This window comes from Streptosporangium jomthongense (assembly GCF_042650425.1).
In the GTDB taxonomy this organism is placed as follows: domain Bacteria; phylum Actinomycetota; class Actinomycetes; order Streptosporangiales; family Streptosporangiaceae; genus Streptosporangium.
In genome coordinates, this window is the sequence record NZ_JBHSBC010000008.1 from 41,013 (window position 1) to 64,857 (window position 23,845).

The 23,845-nt window shown below is 73.3% G+C and carries 21 protein-coding genes; 16 read left to right on the plus strand and 5 right to left on the minus strand.

The window, feature by feature from the left end; genetic code table 11:
- Positions 1-442: 442 nt before the first annotated feature.
- On the minus strand, positions 443-1,450 hold the full coding sequence (locus ACFOYY_RS08130; RefSeq protein ID WP_386189018.1) for a zinc-dependent alcohol dehydrogenase family protein: 1,008 nt from the start codon (positions 1,448-1,450) through the stop codon (positions 443-445).
- A complete protein-coding gene (locus tag ACFOYY_RS08135; protein WP_386189020.1) occupies positions 1,447-1,845 on the minus strand; it encodes a nuclear transport factor 2 family protein in 399 nt (132 codons plus the stop codon). The genes ACFOYY_RS08130 and ACFOYY_RS08135 overlap by 4 nt, the downstream gene beginning before the upstream one ends.
- An 84-nt stretch (positions 1,846-1,929) precedes the next feature.
- On the opposite strand from ACFOYY_RS08135, the gene ACFOYY_RS08140 reads away from it, so the two are divergent.
- From ACFOYY_RS08140 to ACFOYY_RS08150, 3 genes are all read left to right on the plus strand, one after another.
- Positions 1,930-2,499 carry a TetR/AcrR family transcriptional regulator gene (locus tag ACFOYY_RS08140; RefSeq protein ID WP_386189022.1) on the plus strand — a complete coding sequence of 190 codons (570 nt, stop codon included), beginning with the start codon at positions 1,930-1,932 and terminating at the stop codon, positions 2,497-2,499.
- A gap of 147 nt (positions 2,500-2,646) precedes the next feature.
- Positions 2,647-3,924: an arginine deiminase gene (locus ACFOYY_RS08145; RefSeq protein WP_386189024.1), complete on the plus strand. Its 1,278-nt coding sequence runs from the start codon at positions 2,647-2,649 to the stop codon at positions 3,922-3,924.
- A gap of 28 nt (positions 3,925-3,952) precedes the next feature.
- A complete protein-coding gene (locus ACFOYY_RS08150; RefSeq protein WP_352012682.1) occupies positions 3,953-4,618 on the plus strand; it encodes a MarC family protein in 666 nt (221 codons plus the stop codon).
- A gap of 43 nt (positions 4,619-4,661) precedes the next feature.
- Here ACFOYY_RS08150 and ACFOYY_RS08155 read toward each other — a convergent pair whose 3' ends face one another.
- Positions 4,662-5,045 (minus strand): hypothetical protein, encoded by a 384-nt coding sequence (locus ACFOYY_RS08155; protein ID WP_386189026.1) that lies wholly within the window; start codon positions 5,043-5,045, stop codon positions 4,662-4,664.
- 409 nt (positions 5,046-5,454) lie between these two features.
- Here ACFOYY_RS08155 and ACFOYY_RS08160 point away from each other — a divergent pair, with 409 nt between their 5' ends.
- The 3 genes from ACFOYY_RS08160 to ACFOYY_RS08170 all read left to right on the plus strand — a co-directional run bounded on the left by ACFOYY_RS08160 (position 5,455) and on the right by ACFOYY_RS08170 (position 9,326).
- On the plus strand, positions 5,455-5,958 hold the full coding sequence (locus ACFOYY_RS08160; protein ID WP_386189028.1) for a hypothetical protein: 504 nt from the start codon (positions 5,455-5,457) through the stop codon (positions 5,956-5,958).
- A 255-nt stretch (positions 5,959-6,213) separates the two neighbouring features.
- Positions 6,214-7,503 carry an L-seryl-tRNA(Sec) selenium transferase gene (gene selA, locus ACFOYY_RS08165; RefSeq protein ID WP_386189030.1) on the plus strand — a complete coding sequence of 430 codons (1,290 nt, stop codon included), beginning with the start codon at positions 6,214-6,216 and terminating at the stop codon, positions 7,501-7,503.
- A complete protein-coding gene (locus tag ACFOYY_RS08170) occupies positions 7,503-9,326 on the plus strand; it encodes a SelB domain-containing protein (protein ID WP_386189032.1) in 1,824 nt (607 codons plus the stop codon). The genes selA and ACFOYY_RS08170 overlap by 1 nt, the downstream gene beginning before the upstream one ends.
- Here the strand turns inward: ACFOYY_RS08170 and ACFOYY_RS08175 are convergent.
- Positions 9,316-10,608, minus strand: coding sequence for a cytochrome P450 (locus ACFOYY_RS08175; RefSeq protein WP_386189034.1), 1,293 nt, complete (start codon positions 10,606-10,608; stop codon positions 9,316-9,318). The two genes, ACFOYY_RS08170 and ACFOYY_RS08175, sit on opposite strands and share 11 nt — an antisense overlap.
- A 367-nt stretch (positions 10,609-10,975) precedes the next feature.
- Between ACFOYY_RS08175 and ACFOYY_RS08180 the strand changes: the two genes are divergently transcribed.
- A complete protein-coding gene (locus ACFOYY_RS08180) occupies positions 10,976-13,201 on the plus strand; it encodes a SpoIIE family protein phosphatase (RefSeq protein ID WP_386189036.1) in 2,226 nt (741 codons plus the stop codon).
- A 26-nt stretch (positions 13,202-13,227) separates the two neighbouring features.
- Here ACFOYY_RS08180 and ACFOYY_RS08185 read toward each other — a convergent pair whose 3' ends face one another.
- Positions 13,228-13,959, minus strand: a complete 732-nt coding sequence (locus tag ACFOYY_RS08185) for an IclR family transcriptional regulator (protein ID WP_352012675.1) — start codon at positions 13,957-13,959, stop codon at positions 13,228-13,230.
- Between the two features lie 155 nt (positions 13,960-14,114).
- On the opposite strand from ACFOYY_RS08185, the gene ACFOYY_RS08190 reads away from it, so the two are divergent.
- From ACFOYY_RS08190 to ACFOYY_RS08230, 9 genes are all read left to right on the plus strand, one after another.
- On the plus strand, positions 14,115-15,326 hold the full coding sequence (locus tag ACFOYY_RS08190) for a 4-hydroxybenzoate 3-monooxygenase (protein ID WP_386189038.1): 1,212 nt from the start codon (positions 14,115-14,117) through the stop codon (positions 15,324-15,326).
- Positions 15,323-16,510: a thiolase family protein gene (locus ACFOYY_RS08195; protein ID WP_386189040.1), complete on the plus strand. Its 1,188-nt coding sequence runs from the start codon at positions 15,323-15,325 to the stop codon at positions 16,508-16,510. The genes ACFOYY_RS08190 and ACFOYY_RS08195 overlap by 4 nt, the downstream gene beginning before the upstream one ends.
- Positions 16,507-17,178, plus strand: a complete 672-nt coding sequence (pcaH, locus tag ACFOYY_RS08200) for a protocatechuate 3,4-dioxygenase subunit beta (protein ID WP_352012672.1) — start codon at positions 16,507-16,509, stop codon at positions 17,176-17,178. Before ACFOYY_RS08195 ends, pcaH begins: the two co-directional genes overlap by 4 nt.
- The gene (pcaG, locus tag ACFOYY_RS08205; protein ID WP_352012671.1) at positions 17,175-17,678 is read left to right on the plus strand and encodes a protocatechuate 3,4-dioxygenase subunit alpha; all 504 of its coding nucleotides are present in this window, start codon (positions 17,175-17,177) and stop codon (positions 17,676-17,678) included. Before pcaH ends, pcaG begins: the two co-directional genes overlap by 4 nt.
- On the plus strand, positions 17,668-18,978 hold the full coding sequence (locus ACFOYY_RS08210; protein ID WP_386189043.1) for a lyase family protein: 1,311 nt from the start codon (positions 17,668-17,670) through the stop codon (positions 18,976-18,978). Before pcaG ends, ACFOYY_RS08210 begins: the two co-directional genes overlap by 11 nt.
- Complete coding sequence (pcaDC, locus tag ACFOYY_RS08215) at positions 18,975-20,108, plus strand: bifunctional 3-oxoadipate enol-lactonase/4-carboxymuconolactone decarboxylase PcaDC (RefSeq protein WP_386189045.1); 1,134 nt, start codon at positions 18,975-18,977, stop codon at positions 20,106-20,108. Before ACFOYY_RS08210 ends, pcaDC begins: the two co-directional genes overlap by 4 nt.
- A gap of 120 nt (positions 20,109-20,228) precedes the next feature.
- Positions 20,229-20,738: a (2Fe-2S)-binding protein gene (locus ACFOYY_RS08220; RefSeq protein ID WP_352012714.1), complete on the plus strand. Its 510-nt coding sequence runs from the start codon at positions 20,229-20,231 to the stop codon at positions 20,736-20,738.
- The gene (locus ACFOYY_RS08225) at positions 20,735-21,721 is read left to right on the plus strand and encodes an FAD binding domain-containing protein (RefSeq protein WP_386189047.1); all 987 of its coding nucleotides are present in this window, start codon (positions 20,735-20,737) and stop codon (positions 21,719-21,721) included. The genes ACFOYY_RS08220 and ACFOYY_RS08225 overlap by 4 nt, the downstream gene beginning before the upstream one ends.
- On the plus strand, positions 21,718-23,820 hold the full coding sequence (locus tag ACFOYY_RS08230; RefSeq protein WP_352012667.1) for a xanthine dehydrogenase family protein molybdopterin-binding subunit: 2,103 nt from the start codon (positions 21,718-21,720) through the stop codon (positions 23,818-23,820). The genes ACFOYY_RS08225 and ACFOYY_RS08230 overlap by 4 nt, the downstream gene beginning before the upstream one ends.
- Positions 23,821-23,845 lie beyond the last annotated feature (25 nt).

A 23,845-nucleotide genomic window follows, 5' to 3' on the forward strand; every position in this document is an offset into this window, starting at 1 on the left:
GGATGTTCTCCCAGGTCACATCGGTCGCCAGGGTGTCTCGCCGGGTTTCCCTCCCTCCTCTTTCCCGGATGCGCGGGTACCGGGGTCCGTCCAGTGTTCACCGGACCTCGGCCGGTCGATTCCGAGGTTTTGGAGCGGGATTCCGTGAAGTCATGGGAACCGATATCCGGGCGCCGCCGTTCCGGATTGGACGTAATCAATTTTTCGGCCTCGCCACCGCCTTCTGAAGCTCGATTCACGGGCATCTTACGAGAGGTGAGGCCCGCGCTCATTGTCGATAAGCGCACAATCATTGTCATGGAGCGCAATCGAGTGAGGAGATCGCGGTGCGGCCGATTTCCGCGGTGCCGGCCGCCGGGCGTTTCGACCGGTGGCGGGGCGGGCGGTGTCCGAGACGACGTCGGCGAGACGGAGGAAGCCCGTCATCCCGGACGGACCGAGGTCAGACGGTGATGACGACCTTGCCGAAGGCCCTGCCCGAGGCGTAGTGGCGGTAGGCGTCGTGGGCCTTGCCGAAGGGGAAGACGCTGTCGATGAGCGGGCGGAGGCCGTTGGCCTCGATGACCTCGTTCATGGCGAGGAACTGGGCCCGGCTGCCGACCGCGACGGGACGCACGGTGGCGCCGGAGGCGAACAGCAGGCGTGGGTCGACCGGGGCGGCGGTGCCGGAGACGAAGCCCACACAGGCCACCTGCCCCGCCATGGCCGCCGCCCTGAGCGACCGCTCCAGCTGACCGGTGACGTCGATGACGTGCTCGGCGCCCCGGCCGCCGGTCAGCTCGCGGACCCCGGCGGGCCAGTCGGGGACGGCCCGGTAGTCGACGACCTCGTCCGCACCGAGATCGAGCAGGCGGGCCGCCTTCTCCGGGCCGCTGGTCGTGGCGATCACCCGGGCACCGAGCGCCTTGGCGAACCGCAGGGCGAACAGCGAGATTCCGCCGGAGCCCTGCGTCACCACCGTCTGACCGGGGTGCGGTCCGCCCATGCCGGTCAGGGCGTTCCACGCGGTGACCGCGGCGCAGGGGAGCGTCGCGGCCTCCTCGTAGGACAGGTGACGGGGGATCGGTACCAGGGACTCCTCCTCGACCAGGGCGACCTCGGTGAGCATGCCGTCCAGGGAGCCGCCGCGCTGCGGCAGGTGCTCCAGGCCGAACGGGCCGTCCTGCCAGCTGGGGAACAACGTGGCCATGACGCGTTCGCCGACCCGCCGGGGATCGACCCCCGCGCCGACCGCCACGACGTCTCCCGCCCCGTCGGACAGCGGGATCACGTCCGGCTTCACCGGCAGCACGTAGTCACCGCGCAGGATCATCAGCTCGCGGAAGCTCAGCGACGTCGCGCGTACGGCGACCGCGACCTGCCCGGGTCCGGGGACCGGGTCCGGGTGCTCCCTGACCTTCAGGCTCGCGAGCCCGGCGCCGCTGTCGAGGTGGTAGCTGCGGATCGTCACGCCGGGACCTCGCCGTCGGTCGCCAGGGGCACCGGGGCACCGGTCTTGCCGTAGCCAAGGGCCTCGACGATCCGCCCGTCGCGGATCCGCATGAGGTTGACGCCGCGAACCGAGTCGGCGGGGCCGTCGCCGTACCGGTAACGCCAGCGGATCGTCGCGCGGTCCCCCGCGACCGTGACGTCCTCGGGGCTGAACTGCGTGGCGCGGTCCTCGGCGAGCGCCCGCCAGAACGCCAGGCACCCCTCGCCTCCCTCGACGCGTTCGCCGTCGGGGGCCGGTTGGATCGCCTCCATCACACAGTCGTCGGCGATCAGGTCGTCGAGGATCGCGGGGGCGTGCTCGACGAACGCCTGGTTGAAGCGGTCGACGACCTCGGCCGTGGTCCGGGCTGACAATGTGACTCCTTGAGATAGAACGTTCGGTCTACAGGTTTATATCGACCGGTTGTTCTACTCGTCAACCGGTGGAATGCTGTCCCCATGACGACACGAACCGGACCCGGCCCCCGCGAACGTCTCCTGGAGGCGGCCGGGGAGCTGACCTACACCCAGGGGGTCGGGGTGGGCGTCGACGCCCTGCTGAAGGCCGCGAACGTGGCGCGCCGCTCGCTGTATGAGCACTTTGGCGGCAAGGACGGGCTGATCGCCGAGGTGCTGCGGCGCACCACCGCCGAGGACGAGGAGGACTACCGGCGGACGATGCGGGCGGCGGGGGAGGATCCCCGCGCCCGGCTGCTGGCCGTCTTCGACCGGCTCGCCGAGATCGTCGGCAGGCCGGACTTCCGGGGGTGCCGTTACCTGGCCGCCGACCTCGCGCTGGCCGACCCCGGTCATCCCGCCCACGCCGTGACCCGCGACTACCGCGAACGGGTGCGCGGGTTGTTCGAGGACGAACTGGTCAGGCTGGGACACCGTCGGCCCGAGCACGCCGCCGGCCAGCTTCTCCTGCTCGTGGACGGTGTTCTCGCGGCGGGGGCGACCAGGCCGGGAACGGGCTCCGCGGCCTCCGCGCGTGAGCTGGCCGGTTACGTCCTCGACGCCGGGAACTGACCCGGTCCCCCGTGGTTGCCCTGGGGCAAGCAGGGGAACGATGGGAGATGTTGTGGTTTGTCCCCCGTGAGTTCGCCGTGGCGCGAACGGCCACTTCGACGGCGACCGGCAGTTGCCGACGGCGACCGGCAGCGACAGGGGGACACGGTGAGCACGAGGTACGGGGTCCACTCCGAGGTCGGCACGCTGCGGCAGGTGATCGTGCACCGGCCCGACCTGAGCCTGAAACGGCTGACCCCGGTCAACAAGGACGAGCTGCTCTACGACGACGTGCTCTGGGTCGGCCGCGCCCAGATCGAACACGACGCGTTCGTCGGGATGATGCGCGGGCGGGGCATCGAGGTGTTCTACCACCAGGAACTGCTCGCCGAGGCGCTCGAAGCCGCCCCCGAGGCGAAACGGCACGCGGTCGAGCGCACGGTCACCCACCTGACCGTCGGGCCGTCCCTCGTCGACGAGGTCCGCTCGGAACTCGCCTCGTGGAGCGGGGTCAGACTCGCCGAACACCTGATCGGCGGGCTGACCAAGGAGGAGTTCGCCGCCGCCGTGCAGGCCGGGCGTGAGGGCTTCGACGTGCGCTCCCTGGTCGCCGCGATGGCCGAGCGGGGGGCGTTCATCCTGCCGCCGCTGCCCAACTCCCTCTACCAGCGCGACCCCTCGGCCTGGCTGTACGGCGGCGTCTCACTCAACCCGCTCTACTACCACGCCCGGCGGCTTGAGACGATCAACCAGAGCATCGTCTACCACTTCCACCCGATGTTCGCCGACGACGGCTTCGCCTACTGGTACCCCCCGATGGGCGACGACGGCCGCTTCGACGAGGAGGACTTCGGGCACGCCTGCATGGAGGGCGGCGACATGATGCCCATCGGCAACGGCGTCGTCGCCGTCGGCGTCAGCGAACGCACCAGCCCCGTCATGGTCGAGCACCTGGCGAAGGAGCTGTTCACCGCCGGGGCCGCGACCCGGGTGCTGGCGGTCAAGATCCCGCCGAGCCGCTCCTACATGCACCTGGACACGGTCTTCACGCTGCTCGACGTCGACAAGGCGACCGGATACCCGCCGGTCGTCGAGAACGCCGAGGTCCACTCGCTGCGGCCCGCCGACAGACGGGGCACCGCCGTACGGGTCCACCGCGAGCCGGGCCTGGCCGCCGCGTTCGAGGACGCCCTCGGGATCGGCAAACTGGACATCATCCCCACCGGGGGCGACGACTACCAGCGGGCCAGGGAGCAGTGGGACAGCGGCAGCAACTTCGTCGCCCTGGAGCCCGGGGTCGTGGTCGGGTACCACAAGAACGAGTTCACCAACCGCAAGCTGCGTGAGCACGGCGTCGAGGTGATCGAGATCGAGGGGTTCGAGCTGGGCAAGGGCAGGGGAGGCGGGCACTGCATGACCTGCCCGATCCTGCGCGACCCGGTCTGACCACGAGAGCCTCTCGGGAAGGACCGCGATGACGCATCCGGCACTGGTGTTGTTCCTGGCGCTGTTCGGCCTCTACAGCCCGGTCGCGGCCCTGGCGTCCTACCTGCCGATCGTCCGGCCGTACGGCGGCGGCCAGGTCAACCGGCTGGCGGCCGGGCTGGCCCTCAACGTCGCCGTGTTCGTCCTGGCGGCCCTGTGGGTCGGGGAGCCGCTGCTCAAGCTGCTGGGCATCAGCACCGCCGCGCTGACCGCCACCGGAGGCATCGCCCTGGCGTACGCCGCCATCCCGCTGATGCGCGGGAAGGCCGGAGCCGTCGAGGAGCTGGAAAGGCTCCAGGAACAGGAGAGGCCGGAGATCGCGCCCTCGCCCGAGCCCCCGCCGGACCCCAAGTCGATCCTCTTCACCCCGCTCAGCTTCCCGCTGACCGTGGGCGGCACCACCTTCGCCTTCGGCGTCGCGGCCTCGGCGGAGGCCTCGACCGTGCGGGACAAGCTCGCCCTGTCGGTCGCCGCACTGTGCTTCGCCGCGGTCACCGGGCTGACGCTCTACCTGTCGGGGCACGTCCAGCGGCGCATCTCGCTCAAGGGGGCGATGCTCCTGGACCGGGTGGCGGGCATCCTGCTGACCGCGATCGCCGTCATCCTGCTCGCCAACGGCTTCACCGACCTCGTCACCGCCCGCCTCGGCCGCTGACCGCCCGGAGCCGCCTGTGGTCTCGGGCGGTGGCCGTCCGGGGTCACCGGCCGCCGACGAAGGAGCGGGCGGGGACGAACAACTCGTGCCCGGTGTCGAAGAACACCCGCACCCCGGCGTCCGTCCACTCGGTCGTCCGTACCGAGGCGGCGAACGCCCCGAGGCCCACCCGGTGGCCGTAGGAGAGACCGGGGTCCCGGCCGACGAAGATCTCACGGGACTCTCCCAGCAGGGTGCTCCTGCGGACCAGCGCCAGAAGGTGCGCCGAGCCGTCGTCGTACGCCACGGTGGCCGGTTGGGCGTCACGGTGGAGCACCTCGGAGCGGGGCAGGCTCGCCGTGAGGGACAGCGCCACCCCCACCGCGACGCCGAGGAGGAGCACGCCGAGGAGTCTCAGGCGTGTTCCCGGGGCTGAAGGTGCTGACATCGGCGGCCTCCGTCTCGGGGATCGGTCACCTGGTTCGTCGCTCCCGCGCCGTGGAAGGTTCACGCCCTTCCCGACGTACGGCGGGGCGGGACGGTGGCGCGGGCTGTACCGCGGGTCTCCGGCAGGCTGGATCGATCGTCGCGTACTCACGCGGACATGCTTGGCGGAACGGCGGCCGGGCCCGTCACGCGGGATGCGGGCCGTCGTCGTCAGGGGAAAACGACGCCCGAAAAGACACGATTCATCGGTGTTCAGAACTTTTCCGGGGCGGGGTCTGTCAGACGATGCGTGGGTTCACCGGCCTCCGGGACTCCCGGCGCCTTTCACGCGTGAGCACCCGTAGGTCCCAAGGACAGCCCTCCGGCGTCCGGCTCGACGGCCGGGTGCCGGGATCATGACGAGGAGAGAGATGAGATCGGTCTTGCTCGGCGCGGCCACCGGCCTCGCCGTCCTGTTCACCGTGGTCCCGCCCGCCACCGCCCAGCTCACGACCCGGGCGGCCCAGGCCGCCGCGCCGAAGGCGGGGAACGCCGGGCACGCCGGGCACGCCGGGAACAGGGTCGTGTACGGCTGGGCCGTACGGTCGGGGAACTCGGCCTTCTCGATCACCCCGCGCAGGGCCGTCCGCGGCCAGGTGGGGGAGAGCGGCCTGCTCGCGTGGGAACTGGGCAGGAAGGCCGGAGCCCCTCTCACGATCCGTTACACCGGGAGGCTGGACTTCCGCCAGGTGAACAGGACGTGCGGCAGGCCCTCGGCCGGTTATCCGTACGACACCTCCGACAGGAGCGCCTACGGCACCAGGAAGTGTTCCTCGGCCCACCTGCGGAAACTGCTGAAGGACAGGATCCCGGTCCGGGTCGATTACACCGGCGCGCTGGTCGCGGTCAAGGTGCGGGAGCTGGTCCTGCCCTGACGAGGGGCCGCCCCGGAGGACGCCCGCGGGCCGGGGAAGGATGTTCCCGGCAGGACTCCGGATTCGCCCCATCGGAACGGGCCGTTCGCCGCCGATATCCCGCAGGAAAGTGAACAACGTCAAAAGGGACGGCATTTTCTGATGGTTTCGTAGAAGGCGAAACCTGTATGTCGTGGTGAAACGTTCACCGTCCCAAAGCGGACTCAACGGCCCGTCGGCTTCGGCTTCGGTATGTTCGCGACCTATGGTCGGGAGATGGACCAACGTCGGCGTGTGCCGCGTACCGACGCCGTGCTCGCCGACCCCCGGCTCGTCGCGGCCGAGGGCCGGCTGGGAAGGACGGTCGTCAAGGAGGCGGTCGTCCGGGCGCAGTCACGGGCCCGGCAGGGCGGGATCGAGCCGGAGCGGGTCGCGGACGCGGCCGTGGAGGGGCTTCCGCCGTACGCGGCGAGCCTGCGGCCCGTGCTCAACATGACCGGCGTGATCGTTCACACCAACCTCGGCAGGGCGCCGCTGTCCCGGGCCGCGGCCGAGGCGGCGACGGCCGCCGCCGGATACACCGACGTGGAGTTCGACCTGGCGAGCGGGGTCAGGGCCCGCAGGGGACGGGGCGCCCTGGACGCGCTCGTCGCCGCGGTGCCCGGCGCGCGGGACGCGCACGTGGTCAACAACAACGCCGCGGCCCTGGTGCTGGCGGCGACCGCGCTGGCGGCGGGCCGGGAGATCGTGATCAGCAGGGGTGAGCTGGTGGAGATCGGGGACGGCTTCCGCATCCCCGACCTGCTCGTCTCGACCGGTGCGAGGCTGCGTGAGGTGGGCACGACCAACCGCACCGTCTACGCCGACTACGAGCGGGCCGTGGGGCGGGAGACGGGCTTCGTGCTCAAGGTGCACCCGTCGAACTTCCGCGTCGAGGGCTTCACCGGCTCCGTCGGGGTGGGGGAGCTGACCCGCCTGGGGGTGCCCGTCGTGGCCGACATCGGCTCCGGGCTGCTCACCGGGGAACGGCTGCTGCCGCAGGAGCCGGACGCGGCGAGCGCGCTCGCCGCCGGGGCGGGCCTGGTCACCGCGAGCGCCGACAAGCTGCTCGGCGGGCCGCAGGCCGGTCTGCTGCTCGGCCGCCCCGACCTGGTCGAACGCTGCCGGCGGCACCCGCTGGCCCGCGCGTTGCGGGTCGGCAAGACGACGCTCGCCGCCCTTGAGGCGACGCTGCGCGGTCCCGAGCCCCCGGTGATCGGGGCGCTGCGCGCGGACCCGGCCACGCTGAGCGCCCGTGCCCGGGTGCTCGCCGAGAAGCTGTCGGGGGCCGGGATCGACGCCGTCGCCGTGCCGAGCCTGGCCACCGTCGGCGGGGGAGGCGCCCCCGGCGTGAGGCTGCCGAGCGCCGCGGTGAGCCTGCCCGAGTGGCTGGCCGTACCGTTGCGGACCGGTGAGCCGCCCGTCGTCGGGCGGATCGAGGCGGGGCGGCTGCTGCTCGACCTCAGGGCCGTCCCCGGGGAGCGGGACGGCGACGTGGCCCACGCGGTCCTCGGGGCGGTCGGCTGATGCAGGTCGTCGCCACGGCGGGCCACGTGGACCACGGCAAGTCCACTCTGGTGCGCGCCCTCACCGGGATGGAGCCCGACCGGCTGGCCGAGGAACGGCGCAGGGGGCTGACGATCGAGCTGGGATACGCCTGGACGACGCTGCCCTCCGGGGAACGCCTGGCCTTCGTGGACGTCCCGGGGCACGAGCGCTTCCTCGGCACGATGCTGGCGGGGGTCGGGCCGGTTCCGGCGGTGATGTTCGTGGTCGCCGCCGACGAGGGCTGGATGCCGCAGTCGCAGGAGCACCTCGTCGCGCTTGAGGCCCTCGGCGTACGGCACGGCCTGCTCGCGGTGACCCGCGCCGACCTGGCCGACGCCGCACCGGTGGTGGATGAGGCCGGGGCCAGACTCGCGGCGGCGGGCCTGACCGGGGTCGAGGCGCTGACGGTGAGCGGGCACACGGGGCAGGGGCTCGGCGCGTTGAGGCAGGCACTCGACCGGCTGGTCTCCCGGCTGCCCGCGCCCGACCCCGAGGCGCCGGTGCGGCTGTGGATCGACCGGGTCTTCAGCGTGCGCGGCAGCGGCACGGTCGTGACCGGGACGCTGCCCGCGGGCCGGGTGACCGTCGGGGACGAGCTGGCGCTGGGCGGCGGCCTCGCCCGGGTGCGGGCGCTGGAGTGCCTGAAGGAGCCGGTGACCTCGGTGACCGGTGTGGCCAGGGTCGCGGTCAACCTGCGCGGCGGCGCCCCGGAGCGGGGCCGGGCGCTGTTCACCCCCGGCGCGTGGACCATGACCGACCTGGCCGACGTACGGCTCTCGCCGGTGGGGGGCACGGGCGAGGAGAGCGTCCTGCCGGGCAGGCTGACCGCGCACATCGGCTCGGCGGCCGTGGTGTGCGCGGTCAGGCCGCTCGGCGACGGTCTCGTACGGCTGCGCCTGGCCGGGCCGCTGCCGTTGCACGTGGGGGACGTGCTGCTGTTGCGCGACCCGGGCAGGGCCACGGGGCAGGGCGTCGGGGGGGATGGAGCCGAGGTGCGGGTGCTCGCCGGGGCGAGCGTGCTCGACGTGCGCCCGCCCGCGCTGCGCCGCAGGGGCGCCGCGCGCCTGCGGGCGGCCGAACTGGCGGGCGCAGGGCAGGCGGGCACGGGGCGGGCGGGGACGGTGCCCGGTGCGGGGGAGCTGCTGCGCACACACCGGCTGCTGCGCGGGGCGGACCTGCTGGCCATGGGGTGCGTCCCGGAGGGCGCGCCCGTGTGCGGCGACTGGTACGCCGACCCCGCCCACTGGTCGTGGCTGGGCGAACGGCTGGCGGAGACGGTGGCACGGCACGCGGCCGGGCGTCCGCTTGAGCCGGGGATGCCGGTCGAGGCGGCCAGGAACGCGCTCGGCCTGCCCGACCGGAGGCTGGACGCCGCCCTGGTACGGCCGCCGCTGGCCGTCACGGGCGGGCGGATCGTGAGCGGGCCGCCCCCGGGCCTGCCGGAGCCGGTCGCCCGCGCGGTCTCCCGGCTGCGCGCCGAACTGTCCGCCAGGCCGTTCCTCGCGCCCGAGGCGGGCCGCCTGGCGGAGCTGGGGCTGGGCCCCAGGGAGCTGGCGGCGGCCGTACGGGCGGGGATGCTGCTGCGGATCGCCGAGGGGATCGTGCTGCTGCCCGGCGCCGACACGGCGGCGGCGCGGCTGCTGGCCCGCCTGCCCCAGCCCTTCACGGTCAGCCAGGCCAGGCAGGCCCTGGACACCAGCCGCCGGGTCGCGGTGCCCCTGCTCGAACACCTCGACCGCGGCGGCCTCACCGAACGGCTCGACGGGGTCAACCGCCGTTGCCCGGTGACCGCTACCAGGTGACGGGGATGCCTTCGAAGCCGCCGGTGAGCGAGTTCTCCCGCGTGACGAGCTCCTCGGCGGGCACGGCGAGCGCCAGTGTGGGGAAGCGCTGGAACAGCGTGCCGAAGACCGCGCGCAGCTCGATCCTGGCCAGGCTCGCCCCGATGCAGTAGCGGGCGGCGTAGCCGAAGGCCAGGTGCGGGTCGTCGGTGTCCCGGGAGACGTCGAAGCGGTCGGGGTCGGCGAAGACCCGCGCGTCACGGTTGGCCGCCGTCGTGCTGATGACCACCGCCTCGCCGCGCCTGATCGTGACCCCTCCGACGGTCACGTCCTCGTGCGCGTAGCGGGGCATGCCGTGGTTGCCCGGCGCGGCCACCCGCAGGATCTCCTCGACGGCCGTGTTCACCAGTGAGGGGTCGGCGATCAGGGCGTCCCGCTGCCCGGGGTTGGCCAGCAGCAGCAGTACGCCGTAGTCGATCCGGTTGACGGTCGTCTCGTGTCCGGCGAACAGCAGCCCGGCGGCGAGCGTGGCGATCTCCTCGTCGGGCGCGTCCATGGTCGCGAGGTCGGAGAACACGTCACCGGCCGGGTTCTCCCGCTTGGCGCCGATGATCTTCCTGGTGTACTCGCCGAGCTCGGTCAGGGCGGCGGCCGAGCGCTCCCGGTCCGTCAGGTCCGTCATCGTCTCGGCCAGTGCCCTGAAGTGCTCGCGGTCGCCGTACGGCACGCCGAGCAGCTCGCAGATCACGAGTACGGGCAGCGGCAGGGAGAGCACCTGCCGCAGGTCGGCCGGGCGCGGCCCCTCGGCCATCCGGTCGAGCAGGCCGTCCACCAGCTCCTGGACGTGGGGGGCCAGGGCGGCCATCCTCCGGGCGGAGAAGGCGGGGGTGAGCAGCCTGCGCATCCGCTCGTGCTGGGTCTTCTCGGTCTCGATGTCGCCGATCGGGCCGCCGAGGATCACCGAGTTGGAGATCCTGGCCGCCCGGTCGGGGTCGGGCGCGGAACGGCCGAGTCTCCGGTCGGCGAAGGCCTGCCTGGCCTCCTCGTAGCCGGAGACCAGCCAGGCGACGTCGCCGGTCGCGGTGCGCACCCGGGCCACCGGCTCATCGGCCTGCAACGCGCGGTACGCCGCCGGGACGTCGAGCGGGTCCCGCCGGTCGAAGGGCAGCCTCGGCAGGTCGTCGGGGCCGGTGTGGTCGTTGACGGGTTCGTCCATGGACGGAGGGCACCCCCTGGGTTCGGCGGCGGAACCGCTGTCGGACGCCTCGCCGTACGGCGGGGCGATGGATAGTGCGATCTTCATGATTTTTCGTACCATGATTCTTTTTTGACCATATCTGTAGGTATGGCCATGTGGACCATGTGAACCGCGCCATATCCGGTAAACGCGTTCCATTCTTTGGAATGGCGTGTCGCCGGAGGTTCGTCGCGGCGTCAGGACGTCGTCGGCGGGCCGCAAAATCAGCGGGCAGGGGCAAGCTTGGGAATGCGCCTCTCCAAACCCCCTGGTCAAGGGGAGTATCGTCCATATATGCGGATTAAGGCGTGTTATTGGATGGCGCGGCTTTCCCTCCCGTCCGTCCGCCAAGGGCGGGCGGACCGGCACGTGACGGCGGGCACGGCCCGGGAGCGCGGCCGTCCGCGGGCCGGTCGCCGGAGATGAGGCGCTGATGGTGCCCGAGTACCCCACCTTCCTCGAAGGCCGTTCCCCGCGGAGCGGCCTCGACGCGCTCGCCGACGACCTGGTCAAGGCCCTGGAGAGCGTGGGAGCCCACCTGGGCGCGGTCTACCTGCTGGCGCCGGACGCCGACGTGCTGGAACTCGCGGTGATGAAGGGGGCGCCCCGCGACTTCATCCGCCCCTGGGAGCGGATGAGCATGGCCATGCCCATGCCGGTCACCGACGCGATCCGCCACCGGCGGCTGGTGTGGGTCGGCGACGAGAAGGAGATGGCCCGCGTCTACCCGGGGGCGGCGCTGGTCATGCCGTACGAGTTCTCCCTCGCCGCGGTGCCGCTGCTCGGCGCCGCGACCGTCTCCGGCGCCGTCCATGGCACCGTCTACGGGGGGATGTTCGCCCTGTGGGCGGGCACGCACTCGTGCGAGCTGTCCGAGGACGAGCGCGAACGCCTTCTGCGCGCCGCCGCGGAGATGGCGCGGGGGCTTGAGGAGGCCGACAGGCAGGGCCGCAGGCTGCGCCCCGGCCTGGAACCGCGCGTGCTGCCCGCCCCCAGCATGCAGCCCGCCGAGGTGATCGCGGCGGTCGCCGACCGTCTTCCCGAGGGCATCTGCGGGCTCGACGCGGGAGGCCGCGTCACCTTCGTCACCCCTCGGGCCGCCGCGCTGCTCGGCATGCTCCCGGCCCGGCTGCTCGGCTCCCACCCGTGGACCCGGGTGCCCTGGCTGAACGACCCCGTCTACGAGGACCGCTACCGCGCGGCCATGATCAGCCAGCAGGCCGCCTCGTTCGTCGCGCTGCGCCCGCCCGACCGCTGGCTGTCCTTCGAGCTCTACCCGGCGCTCAACGGGGTGACCATGCGCATCTCCCCGGCCATGGTCGAGGCGGCGGACATGCCCGTCCAGCCCCTGGAGACCGGCTCGCCGGGCCCCGTCGCCGAGGCCGGCCTGACCCTCCCGACCAGGGTCGGCGCCCTCTACCACATCCTCCATCTGGCCAGCACGCTCACCAAGGCCGCCAGCGTGCAGGACGTGGTCGACCTGGTCGCCAACCGGCTCATGCCCGCCTTCGGCGGTGACGGGATGGCGCTGATGGTCGCCGAGGACGGCAGGATGAGCGTCGTCGGCGACCGCGGCTACCCGCCCCACCTCAGGGAGCACTACGACGGCCTCCCGCTGACCTCGCCGACCCCGAGCGTGCGGACCATGGTCACCGGGGTGCCCAGCTTCTTCGGCTCCCAGGAGGAGCTGGACGAGGTCTACGGCCCGGAGGTCGCCGTGGACGACGGCATGGCCTCCTGGGCGTTCCTGCCGCTGATCGCCTCGGGACGGTCCGTCGGCACCTGCGTGCTCGCCTTCGCCAGGAACCACCGTTTCACCGTCGAGGAACGCGCCCTGCTGACCGCGCTCGGCGGCCTGATCGCCCAGGCCCTCGAACGGGCCCGCCTCTACGACGCCAAGCTGGAACTCGCCCACGCCCTGCAGCAGAGCCTGCTCCCGCACGCCCTTCCCCGGCTGCCCCGGCTGAGCGCCGCGGCCCGCTACCTGCCCGGCACCGAGGACATGGACATCGGAGGCGACTTCTACGACGTCATCGGCCTCGCCGACGACACCGTCGCCGCCGTCGTCGGCGACGTCCAGGGGCACAACGTCACCGCGGCGGCCCTCATGGGGCAGGTGCGCACGGCGGTTCGCGCCTACGCCACCGCGGGCGCCGACCCCGGCGAGGTCCTGGCCCGCACCAACCACCTCCTGGTCGACCTGGACCCAGGCCTGTTCGCCAGCTGCGTCTACCTGCGGCTCGACCTGCGCAGGAACCTGGCCTGCCTGGCCCGCGCCGGGCACCCCCAGCCGCTGATGCGCCTGCCGGACGGCCGGGTACAGGTGGTCGAGGTCCCCGGCGGGCTGCTGCTGGGCATCGACCACTCCGTTGACTACCCGCACACCGAGATCCCGCTGGAGCCCGGCTCGACGCTGGCCCTCTACACCGACGGCCTGGTCGAGACCCCCGGCGTCGACATCGACGAGGCGCTCGCCGACCTGGCCGTCGAACTCGAACGCGTCGGGGAACGCCCCCTGGAGGAGGTGGCGAGCACCCTGATCAGACACGCCCAGCAGACCAGCCACCGCAGCGACGACATCGCGCTCCTGCTGCTGCGCCTGGCCGCCGGGCCGTACCCGGGCGGGACCCCCGGCGGGACCAGGGTGGTCCTGGGGTGACCGTCTCGCCGTGGCGCGCGCGGGGTTCAGTCCTGCGGGGGGATCCCGGAGTAGGAGCGGGCGATCCCCGCGGTCACCCTGAGCAGCGGCTCGACCAGGCGTTGCAGTCCTCTGGCCCGCCGGGAGGACAGGACGATCCCGACGGCGGCGACCGCGTGGCCGTCGACGAGCACCGGCGCCGCCGCGGAGCAGGAGCCCAGGCTCATCTCCTCGAACGTCAGCGCGTACCCCTGGGCGCGCACCGTGGCCAGTTCCCGGGCCAGCCGCCCCGGCTCGACGATCGTGCGCGGAGTCGGCCGTTCGAGCTCACGCCCCAGATAGGCGGCCTGGAACCACTCGGGCTCGTGGGCCAGCAGGGCCTTGCCGACCCCCGTCGGATGCATCGGCAGCCGGCCTCCCGTCCTGGAGACCAGCCGCACGGCCCGCCTGCCGTGCAGTTTGTCGACGTAGAGCACCTCAAGGCCGTCCCGCACGGCCAGGTGCACGTTCTCACCGGTGTCGGCGTAGAGCTCCTGCAGCCACGGATGGGCGACCTCCTGCAGCCTGCCCGGCGCGAGCTGGCCGAGCTCCCACAGCCGCAGCCCGATCCGCAGGCGGCCGTCTGCCGTACGGCTCAGCGCCTGCCAGGCGACCAGCTCGCCCACGAGGCGGTGCGCGGTCGCCAGCGGTACCCCGCTGCGCCGGGAGACCTCCGAGAGGCTGAGATGGGGATGGCCGGTGTCGAAGGCGCCCAGGATCGCCAGGACCTTCGACGTCACCGAACGTCCCGGCTCCCGCGACCCGCCGGCCATCACGTCCCCCTGTCCCGGGGCGCCCGGACGGAAGGCGCCCCCAAGGACAATCCTCCCCCCTGTCTTCCGTCCAGTGGAAGGCGGGGCTCGGTTTTCCGCGCCGGGTCCACGATGCTCTCCCCATGACCCATCCCCAGCGGACACAGGTCGGGATCATCGGAGCGGGGCCCGCCGGGCTGCTCCTGTCCCACCTGCTGCACCTGCGCGGCATCGACTCGGTGGTGCTGGAACGCCGCAGCCGCGACCACGTCGAACGGCGGGTCAGGGCCGGGGTGCTCGAACAGGGGACGGTCGACACCCTCGTCGCCGCCGGGGTCGGTGACCGCCTCGTCAGGGAGGGCCTCGTCCACCACGGCATCGAGCTGCGCTACGGCGGCGCGGGCCACCGGGTGGCCTTCGAACGGCTGGTCCCCGGCCGCGCCATCACCGTGTACGGCCAGCAGGAGGTCGTCAAGGACCTCATCGCCGCCCGTCTCGCCGCGGGCGGCGACATCCGCTTCGAGGTCGGCGACGTGGCCGTGCACGACGCCGGGACCGACGCCCCCTACCTGACCTTCGACGGGGGGCGGCTCGACTGCGAGGTGATCGCGGGCTGTGACGGCTTCCACGGCGTGTCCCGGGCGAGTGTCCCCGAAGGGGAGCTCACCGTCCACGAACGGGACTACCCCTTCGCCTGGCTCGGCGTCCTGGCCAGGGCCGTGCCGTCCGCCGAGGAGCTGATCTACGCCTGGAACGAGCGCGGCTTCGCCCTGCACAGCATGCGAACCCCCGAGATCAGCCGCTTCTACCTGCAGGTCCCCGCGGGGGAGGACATCGCGGACTGGCCGGACGAGCGGATCTGGGCCGAACTGCGCGCCCGTCTTGAGACGGTGCCCGGCTTCACCCTGACCACCGGGGAGATCCTGGAGAAGGGCGTGACGCCCATGCGGAGCTTCGTGGCCGAGCCCATGCGCCACGGCAACCTGTTCCTGGCGGGCGACGCCGCGCACATCGTCCCCCCGACCGGCGCCAAGGGCCTCAACCTCGCGGTCGCCGACGTGCGGGTGCTGACCGAGGCGCTGGCGCACCGGTACGCCACCGGCTCGGACGACCTGCTCGACGCCTACTCGGAGACCTGCCTGAGGCGGGTCTGGCGGGCGCAGCACTTCTCCTGGTGGATGACGACGCTGCTGCACACCTTCGACACCGACGACGCCTACGGGCGGCGGCTGCAGATCTCCCACCTGGACTACGTGACCTCCTCCGAGGCCGCGGCGACCACGCTGGCGGAGAACTACGTCGGCCTGCCGTACGAGCGTGACCTCCCGGAAACGACAGGAGCACGAACACTGTGAAGGACGTCTACATCGCGGACGCCGTCCGCACCCCGATCGGCCGGTACGGCGGGGCCCTCGCCTCGGTCCGTCCCGACGACCTGGCCGCCGGGGTCGTCAGGGCGCTGCTCGACCGTTCCCCGGGCCTTGACCCCGCCAGGATCGACGACGTCGTCCTCGGCGCGGCCAACGGGGCGGGCGAGGACAACCGCAACGTGGGCCGGATGGCGGCGCTGCTGGCCGGGCTGCCCGTCACGGTGCCGGGCGCCACGGTCAACCGGCTGTGCGCCTCGGGCCTGGAGGCGGTGATCCAGGCCGCCAGGGCGGTCGCCGTCGGCGACGCCTCCCTCGTCGTGGCGGGCGGCGTCGAGTCCATGAGCCGCGCCCCCTGGGTGCTGCCCAAACCGGAACGGGCCTACCCGCGCGGCCACGAACAGCTCCACTCGACCACGCTCGGCTGGCGGCTGGTCAACCCCAGGATGCCGGACCGCTGGACGGTCTCCCTCGGCGAGGCCACCGAGACGCTCGCCGCCCGCTACGGCGTCACCCGTGAGGCCCAGGACGAATACGCCGCGCGCAGCCACCGGCTGGCGGACCGGGCGTGGCGGACGGGGGCGCTGGAGGCGGAGACCGCGCTCGTCGAGGGCAGCGACCTGACCGCCGACGAGTCCATCCGCCCCGACACCTCCCCGCAGGGGCTGGCCAGGCTCAGGCCCGCCTTCACCGCGGAGGGCACCATCACCGCGGGCAACTCCTCCCCGCTCAACGACGGGGCGGCGGCCCTGCTGGTCACCGACGCCGAGGGGCTGGCCGAGCACGGCCTGCGCCCCCTGGCCAGGGTGGTCTCGACCGGCGCGGCGGGCGTCGACCCGGTCAGCTTCGGCATCGGCCCGGTGCACGCGGTCGCCAAGGCGCTGGACAGGGCGAAACTCTCCCTGGGCGACCTGGCGACCGTGGAGCTCAACGAGGCCTTCGCCGCCCAGGTCCTGGCCTGCATGGCCGAATGGCCCGGCCTCGACCCGGAACTCGTCAACCCCGCGGGCGGCGCCATCGCGATCGGCCACCCGCTCGGCTGCTCGGGAGCCAGGCTCGCGGGCACCCTGGCCCACCGTCTCTCCAGGACCGGCGGGTACGGCGTGGCCACGCTCTGCATCGGCGTCGGACAGGGACTCGCGCTCGTCCTGGAAGGAACAGAAGGGTCATGACCCACCACCCTCCCTATCTGAGCCCGGACTACCGCAGCAGCGTGCTGCGGGCGCCGTCCAGGCCACCGGTCGCCTTCCGCGCCGACCCGGACGCCGTCGAGCTGACCGGCCCGGTCTTCGGGCACGACGAGATCGGAGAACTGGACGCCGACCTGACCCGCCACCACGCGGGCGAGCCGATCGGTGAGCGGATCATCGTCACCGGCCGGATCCTCGACTCGGCCGGCAGGCCCGTCCCCGGCACCCTGCTGGAGGTCTGGCAGGCCAACGCCGCCGGGCGCTACGCGCACCGGCGCGACCAGCACCCCGCGCCGCTCGACCCCAACTTCACCGGCGCGGGGCGGTGCATGACCGACGAGCAGGGCCGCTACCGGTTCGTCTCGATCAAGCCGGGCGCCTACCCGTGGCGCAACCACCACAACGCCTGGCGGCCCGCGCACATCCACTTCTCCGTCTTCGGCACCGCGTTCACCCAGCGCCTGGTCACCCAGATGTACTTCCCCGGCGACCCGCTGTTCCCCTACGACCCGATCATGCGGTCCATCCCCGACCCGGCCGCCCGCGAGCGGCTCGTCGCCCACTTCGACCTGGACGTCACCGAACCCGAGTGGGCGCTCGGCTACCGGTTCGACATCGTCCTGGGCCGCACCCCGACGGAGGAGCAGTGAGCGCCGTGCCACCGACCCCGTCGCAGACCGTGGGGCCGTTCTTCGGCTACGCGCTGCCCTACCCCCAGGGGCCCGACCTGGTCGCGGAGGGGCACCCCGGGGCGATCACCGTCACCGGGCGGGTGCTCGACGGGGCGGGCGAGCCCGTGCCCGACGCCATGCTCGAACTGTGGCTCGGCGAGACGGGCACCAGAAGGGCGCTGGACCGCGCGGGTGAGGGCGTCTCCGGCTTCGGGCGCTGCCCGACGGACGCCGACGGGTCCTACCGGTTCCGCACCGCCAGGCCCGCCGGGCCGTACCTGGCGATGCTGGTCTTCGCCAGGGGGCTGCTGCGCTCCGTCGCCACCCGCGTCTACCTCCAGGACGGCCCCGACCCGCTGCTCGACGCGCTCGACCCCGCGCGCAGGGCCACCCTGATCGCCGAGCCCGACGGGGAGGGGGGCTACCGTTTCGACGTGAGGCTCCAAGGGGAAGGGGAGACGGTCTTCCTTGAGTTCTGACCCTTCCTTGAGTTCCGGCCCCGCTTCGGGCCCCGAGCAGGACACCGGCCTGCTGAGCCCGGTCAGGGCGGGTACGGCGGCCGAGGCGGCCACCTCGGACCGCGCGTGGCTGCGCGCCATGCTGACGGCGGAGGCGGCGCTGGCCCGCGCCCAGGCCCGCGCGGGCACGGTGCCGCCGGAGGCGGCGGCGGTGATCGGCCGGGTCGCGGGCGCGCTCACCCCGGACCCCGCGGACCTCGCCCTGCGGGGCAGACAGTCGGCCAACCCCGTCGTGCCGCTGGTCGCCGAACTGCGCCGGGCCGTCGCGGAGACGGCCACCGGGGCTGCGCGGTACGTCCACCACGGCGCCACCAGCCAGGACATCCTCGACAGCGCCGCCATGCTCGTCTGCCGGGACACGATCGGGATCATCGGCGCCGACCTCGACCGGGCCATGGCCACCCTCGCCGGGCTCGCCGAGACCCACCGCCACACGCTGACGGCGGCCAGGACACTCGGCCAGCACGCCGTGCCGACGACCTTCGGCCTGAAGGCGGCGGGATGGCTGTCCGGTCTGCTCGCCGCACGGGCACGGCTGCGGGACCTGCGCACGCCCGCCCAGCTCGGCGGGGCCGCGGGCACCCTGGCCGCGCTCGGCGGAGACCCGGCGCTGCCCGCGCTGTTCGCCGAGGAACTCGGGCTGGCCGCGCCGCCGGTGCCCTGGCACGCGGAACGGTCACCGGTCGCAGAACTGGGCGCGGCCCTCACCCAGACCTCCGGCGCCCTCGGCAAGACGGCCCTCGACGTGATCATGCTCGCCCAGACGGAGGTCGGCGAGGTCGCCGAGTCCTCCACGGGGGGCTCCTCGGCGATGCCGCACAAACGCAACCCCGCGCTGGCGGTGCTCGTGCGCTCCGCGGCCCTGCAGATCCCGGTGTACGGCCAGCTCCTGGCCTCGGCGCAGCTGGCCGAGCACGAGCGGGCCGCGGGCGCCTGGCAGGCCGAGTGGCACGCGACGCGCGAGTGCCTGCGGCTGACCGGCGGCGCCGCCGCGACCACCGCGGAACTGCTCGCCGGGCTGCGGGTCTTCCCTGAGCGGATGCGGGCCAACCTGGACCTCACCGGCGACCGCGTCGTCTCCGAACGCCTGGCCGCCCTGCTCGGCAGGGACCGGCTCGACCGGGCAGCGGCGCAGGAGGGCCCACTCCGGCGGACGCTCGCGGGGGAGGTCCCCGAGGAGGCGTTCGACCCCGCGGGCTACCTCGGGGCGGCGCAACCCCTCATCGACCGAGTTCTGACCGCCTACCGGGAGCAGTCTTGACGATCCTCAGCCACCGCGTCGACGGGCCCGCCTGGGCGCCGCTGCTGGTGCTCGGCCCCTCGCTGGGCACCACCCTGCACGTGTGGGACCCGCAGATGGAGGCGCTGACCGCCTCCTGGCGGGTGCTCCGCTACGACCTGCCGGGTCACGGCGGCTCGGCGCCCGTGAGCGAGGTCACCGTCGGCCTGCTCGCCGACGCCGTGCTCGCCCTGGCCACCCAGGAGAAGGCCGACAGGTTCGCGGTCGGCGGCATCTCCCTCGGCGGCGCCGTCGCCGCGACCGTCGCCGTCACGGCCCCCGAGCGGGTCAGCCACCTGGTGCTGTGCTGCAGCTCCGCCCGCTTCGGCGAGCCGGGACCGTGGCACGAGCGGGCGCACGCCGTACGGCGGGACGGCATGAAACCGCTGGCCGACGTGCTGCCCGCCCGCTGGTTCAGCGCCCCCGAAACCGGCACCGAGGCTGTCATTGAGGCCGTCACCGAGGTGCGGCGGATGCCGTACGGGGTGGACGCGGGCTCCTACGCCGCCTGCTGCGAGGCGCTGGCGGACTACGACCTCACCGGTGAGCTGGGCGCGGTCGCCGCGCCGACCCTGGTCGTCGCGGGCGCGGACGACCCGGCGACGCCCCTGGCGCACGCCCTCACCCTCGCCGCCGGCATCCCCGGCGCGCTGCTCACGGTCGTGCCAGGCGCCTCCCACCTGGCGGGCGTCGAACGGCCGGAGGAGGTCACCGCGGCGATCGTCCGCCACCTCGGCGGCGAACGCGCCGCCGAGGGGGCCAGGACCAGGCGGCGGGTGCTCGGGGACGCGCACGTCGACCGCGCCGAGGCCGCGACCACCGGCTTCACCCGTGACTTCCAGGAGTTCATCACCCGCTACGCCTGGGACGGGATCTGGAACCGTCCCGGGCTGGACCGCCGTACCCGCAGCTGTGTCACCCTGACCGCCCTCGTCGCCGGGGGCCACCTGGAGGAACTGGCCATGCACGTCCGCGCGGCCCTGCGCAACGGGCTGACCCCCGACGAGATCAAGGAGGTGCTGCTGCAGAGCGCCGTCTACTGCGGGGTGCCCGCGGCCAACGCCGCCTTCGCCGTGGCGCAGCGGACCCTGGACGAGGTCGGGGTGCTCTGACCTGGCCCTGCGCGTGACGCGTCCGGGAGGTAAGGAACCGGATGAGTGGGTAGGAGAGCGCCCGTGAACGGCGAAACGCACATCACGGGATCAGAAGGACCGGCACCGGCGCCCTCCCCGATCACGGCGGACCTCGTGCTCTCGGTCAACCGGGAGCGGCACCCGATCACCGTGGACACCAGGGAGACACTCCTGGACACGCTCCGCGAGCGGCTCGGGCTGACCGGCGCGAAGAAGGGCTGCGACCACGGGCAGTGCGGGGCGTGCACGGTGCTGCTCGACGGCAGGAGGGTGAAGTCCTGCCTGACACTGACCGTGACCCTGGACGGCAGGCGGGTCGTGACCGTGGAGGGGCTGGCGGACGGCGACGGGCTCCACCCGCTGCAGACGGCGTTCGTCGAACACGACGCCTTCCAGTGCGGCTACTGCACCCCGGGCCAGCTCTGCTCCGCGGTCGGCGTGCTGGCCGAGGCGGCGGCCGGATGGCCGAGCGCGGTCACCCGCGACGACGGCACCGGCTCCGGCGTGAACCTCGACGAGGAGGAGATCCGCGAGCGCATGAGCGGCAACCTGTGCCGCTGCGGCGCCTACGTCAACATCGTCGCGGCCATCGGGGAGGTGGCGGGATGAGGCCCTTCTCCTACCTGAGGGCCCCGGACGCCCCGAGCGCGGTCGCCACGGCCGCCGGCAGGCCGGACACCATGTACCTCGCGGGCGGCACGAACCTGGTCGACCTGATGCGGCTCGGTGTCGCCGTCCCCGACGTCCTGGTCGACGTCAGCGGGATCGCCTCCGGCACGATCGAGGAGACCGGGGACGGCGCCCTGCTGATCGGCGCGGGCGTGCGCAACAGCGACCTGGCCGCCGACCCCCTGGTACGGCGCCGCCACCCCCTGCTGTCCCAGGCGGTGCTCGCCGGGGCCTCCGGCCAGATCCGCAACATGGCGACCGTCGGCGGCAACCTGATGCAGCGCACCCGCTGCCCCTACTTCCAGGACGTCACCAAACCCTGCAACAAACGCCTGCCCGGCACCGGCTGCCCGGCCAGGGCGGGAGAGCACCGCAACCTGGCGATCCTCGGCCACTCGGACGACTGCGTGGCCACCCACCCCTCGGACATGGCCGTCGCGCTGGCCGCGCTCGGCGCGATCGTGCACGTCGAGGGCGCCGAGGGGCCGCGGACCGTGCCGATGCCCGGACTGCACCGGCTGCCGGGGGAGGAGCCGGAACGCGACACCGTGCTCGGCCAGGGCGAGCTGATAACCGCCGTCGAGGTGCCGCCGCTGCCGTTCCCCGGCCGCTCGCGTTACCGCAAGGTCAGGGACAGGGCGTCGTTCGCCTTCGCGGTCGTCTCCGTCGCCGCCGTCCTCGACGTGGCCGACGGGACGGTGCGCGACTGCCGGATCGCGTTCGGCGGCGTCGCCCACGCGCCCTGGCGGGCCGAGACGGCCGAGGCCGCGCTGCGCGGCGCGGCTGCGACGGAGGCCGAGTTCACCAGGGCCGCGGAGGCCGAATTGGCCGCCGCACGGCCGCTGCCCGGCAACGCGTTCAAGGTCCCTCTGGCCCGCAACGTGCTCGTCCGCACCCTCGTCGACCTCGCGGAGGCGTCATGACCACCCTCGCGGGCCCCGGTGCCGCCTCCTCCGTCGGTTCGGCCCTCGACCGGGTCGAGGGTCTGGAGAAGGTGACGGGCCGGGCGAAGTACGCCTACGAGTACGCTCCGGACGACCTGGTCTACGCCGCGCCCGTGCAGGCGGGCATCGCCAGGGGAGAGGTCCGCGCGGTCGACGCCGACGCCGCCCTCAAGCTTCCCGGCGTGATCGCCGCCATCTGGTACGGCAACGCCCCCAGGCTGGCCCCCGCAGAGAACGCCGAGCTCTCGGTGCTCCAGTCGCGCCGGGTCGCCTACCGGGGCCAGTACGTCGCGGTCGTGGTCGCCGAGACGCTGGAGAACGCCGTCGAGGCGGCCAGATTGCTGCGGGTGGACTACGACGTCGAGGAGCACGACGTCGAACTGCGCGCCGACCACCCCGGTATGTACCGTCCGGAACGGGTCAACCCGGTCTACCCCGCCGACACCGAGCAGGGAGACCCGGACGCCGCCCTCGCCGCGGCCGAGGTGGTGGTGGACGAGGTCTACTCGACCCCCGCCGAGCACAACAACCCGATGGAGCCGCACGCCACCGTCGCCGTGTGGGACGGCGACGGGCTGACCCTCTACGACTCGACCCAGGGGGCGACCTCGGTCCGTGACATCGTCGCGCCGCTGTTCGGGCTGCCGCCGGGCAACGTCCGGGTCGTCTCCCCGCACGTGGGAGGCGGTTTCGGGTCGAAGGGCACGCCGCTGTCGCCGGTCGTGCTCGCCGCGCTGGCCGCCAAACACGCCGGGCGGCCCGTCAAACTCGCGGTGACCCGCAGCCAGATGTTCTCGGTGATCGGCTACCGCACCCCGACCATCCAGCGGATACGGCTCGGCGCCGACGCCCGGGGACACCTCGGGGTGATCGTCCACGACGTGTTCGAGCAGAGCTCACGGATCAGGGAGTTCGCCGAGCAGACGGCCACACCCACCCGGATGATGTACGCCGCCCCCAACCGGCGCACCACCCACCGGCTGGTCAGGCTGGATGTGCCCACGCCCTCCTGGATGCGTGCCCCGGGCGAGGCGCCCGGCATGTTCGCCCTGGAGTCGGCGCTGGACGAACTGGCCTTCGCCTGCGGGATCGACCCGATCGAACTGCGCGTCCGCAACGAGCCGGAGACCGACCCGGAGAGCGGTCTGCCCTTCAGCTCCCGCAACCTGGTCGCCTGCATGCGCGAGGGGGCGCGCAGGTTCGGCTGGGCGGACCGCGACCCGGCCCCCGGCGTCAGGCTCAGGGACGGCCTGCTGGTCGGCACCGGCGTCGCGGCCTCCACCTACCCGGTCTACCGCCGCCCCTCGAAGGCGAGCGCGACGGCCCTGGCCGACGGCACGTTCACCGTACGGATCGCCGCGATGGACATCGGCACCGGCGCCAGGACCGCGCTGACCCAGATCGCCGCCGACACGCTGGGCGTCCCGCCCGGCCTGGTCCGCGTGGAGATCGGCGACAGCGCGCTGCCCGACGCCTCACTCGCGGGCGGCTCGATGGGCACCGCCTCCTGGGGCACGGCCGTGGTCAGGGCCTGCGAGGCGCTCACCGCGGCGCTGCGGGAGCGGGACGGCCAGGTGCCCCCGGACGGCGTCGAGGTCTCCGCCGACACCGCGCGGGAGATCGGAGGGGAACGGCGTTTCGCCCAGCACGCCTTCGGCGCCCAGTTCGCCGAGGTCGGGGTGGACCCCGCGACGGGGGAGACACGGGTGCTGCGGCTGCTCGGGGTGTTCGCCGCGGGCCGGATCGTCAACCCCAAGACCGCCCGTTCGCAGTTCGTCGGCGGCATGACCATGGGCATGTCGATGGCGCTGTTGGAGGAGAGCGTCATGGACCGTGAGTTCGGCGACTACCTCAACCACGACCTCGCCCAGTACCACGTGGCCGCCTGCGCCGACGTCCGCGACGTCGAGGCCGTCTGGATCGAGGAGGACGACCCGCACCTCAACCCGATGGGGACCAAGGGCATCGGCGAGATCGGCATCGTCGGCACCGCCGCCGCCGTGGCCAACGCCGTCCACCACGCGACCGGGGTCCGCGTCCGCGACCTGCCGATCCGCATCGACAGGCTCGTGCGCTGATCTTCAGGCACACCGCGGGCAGGCT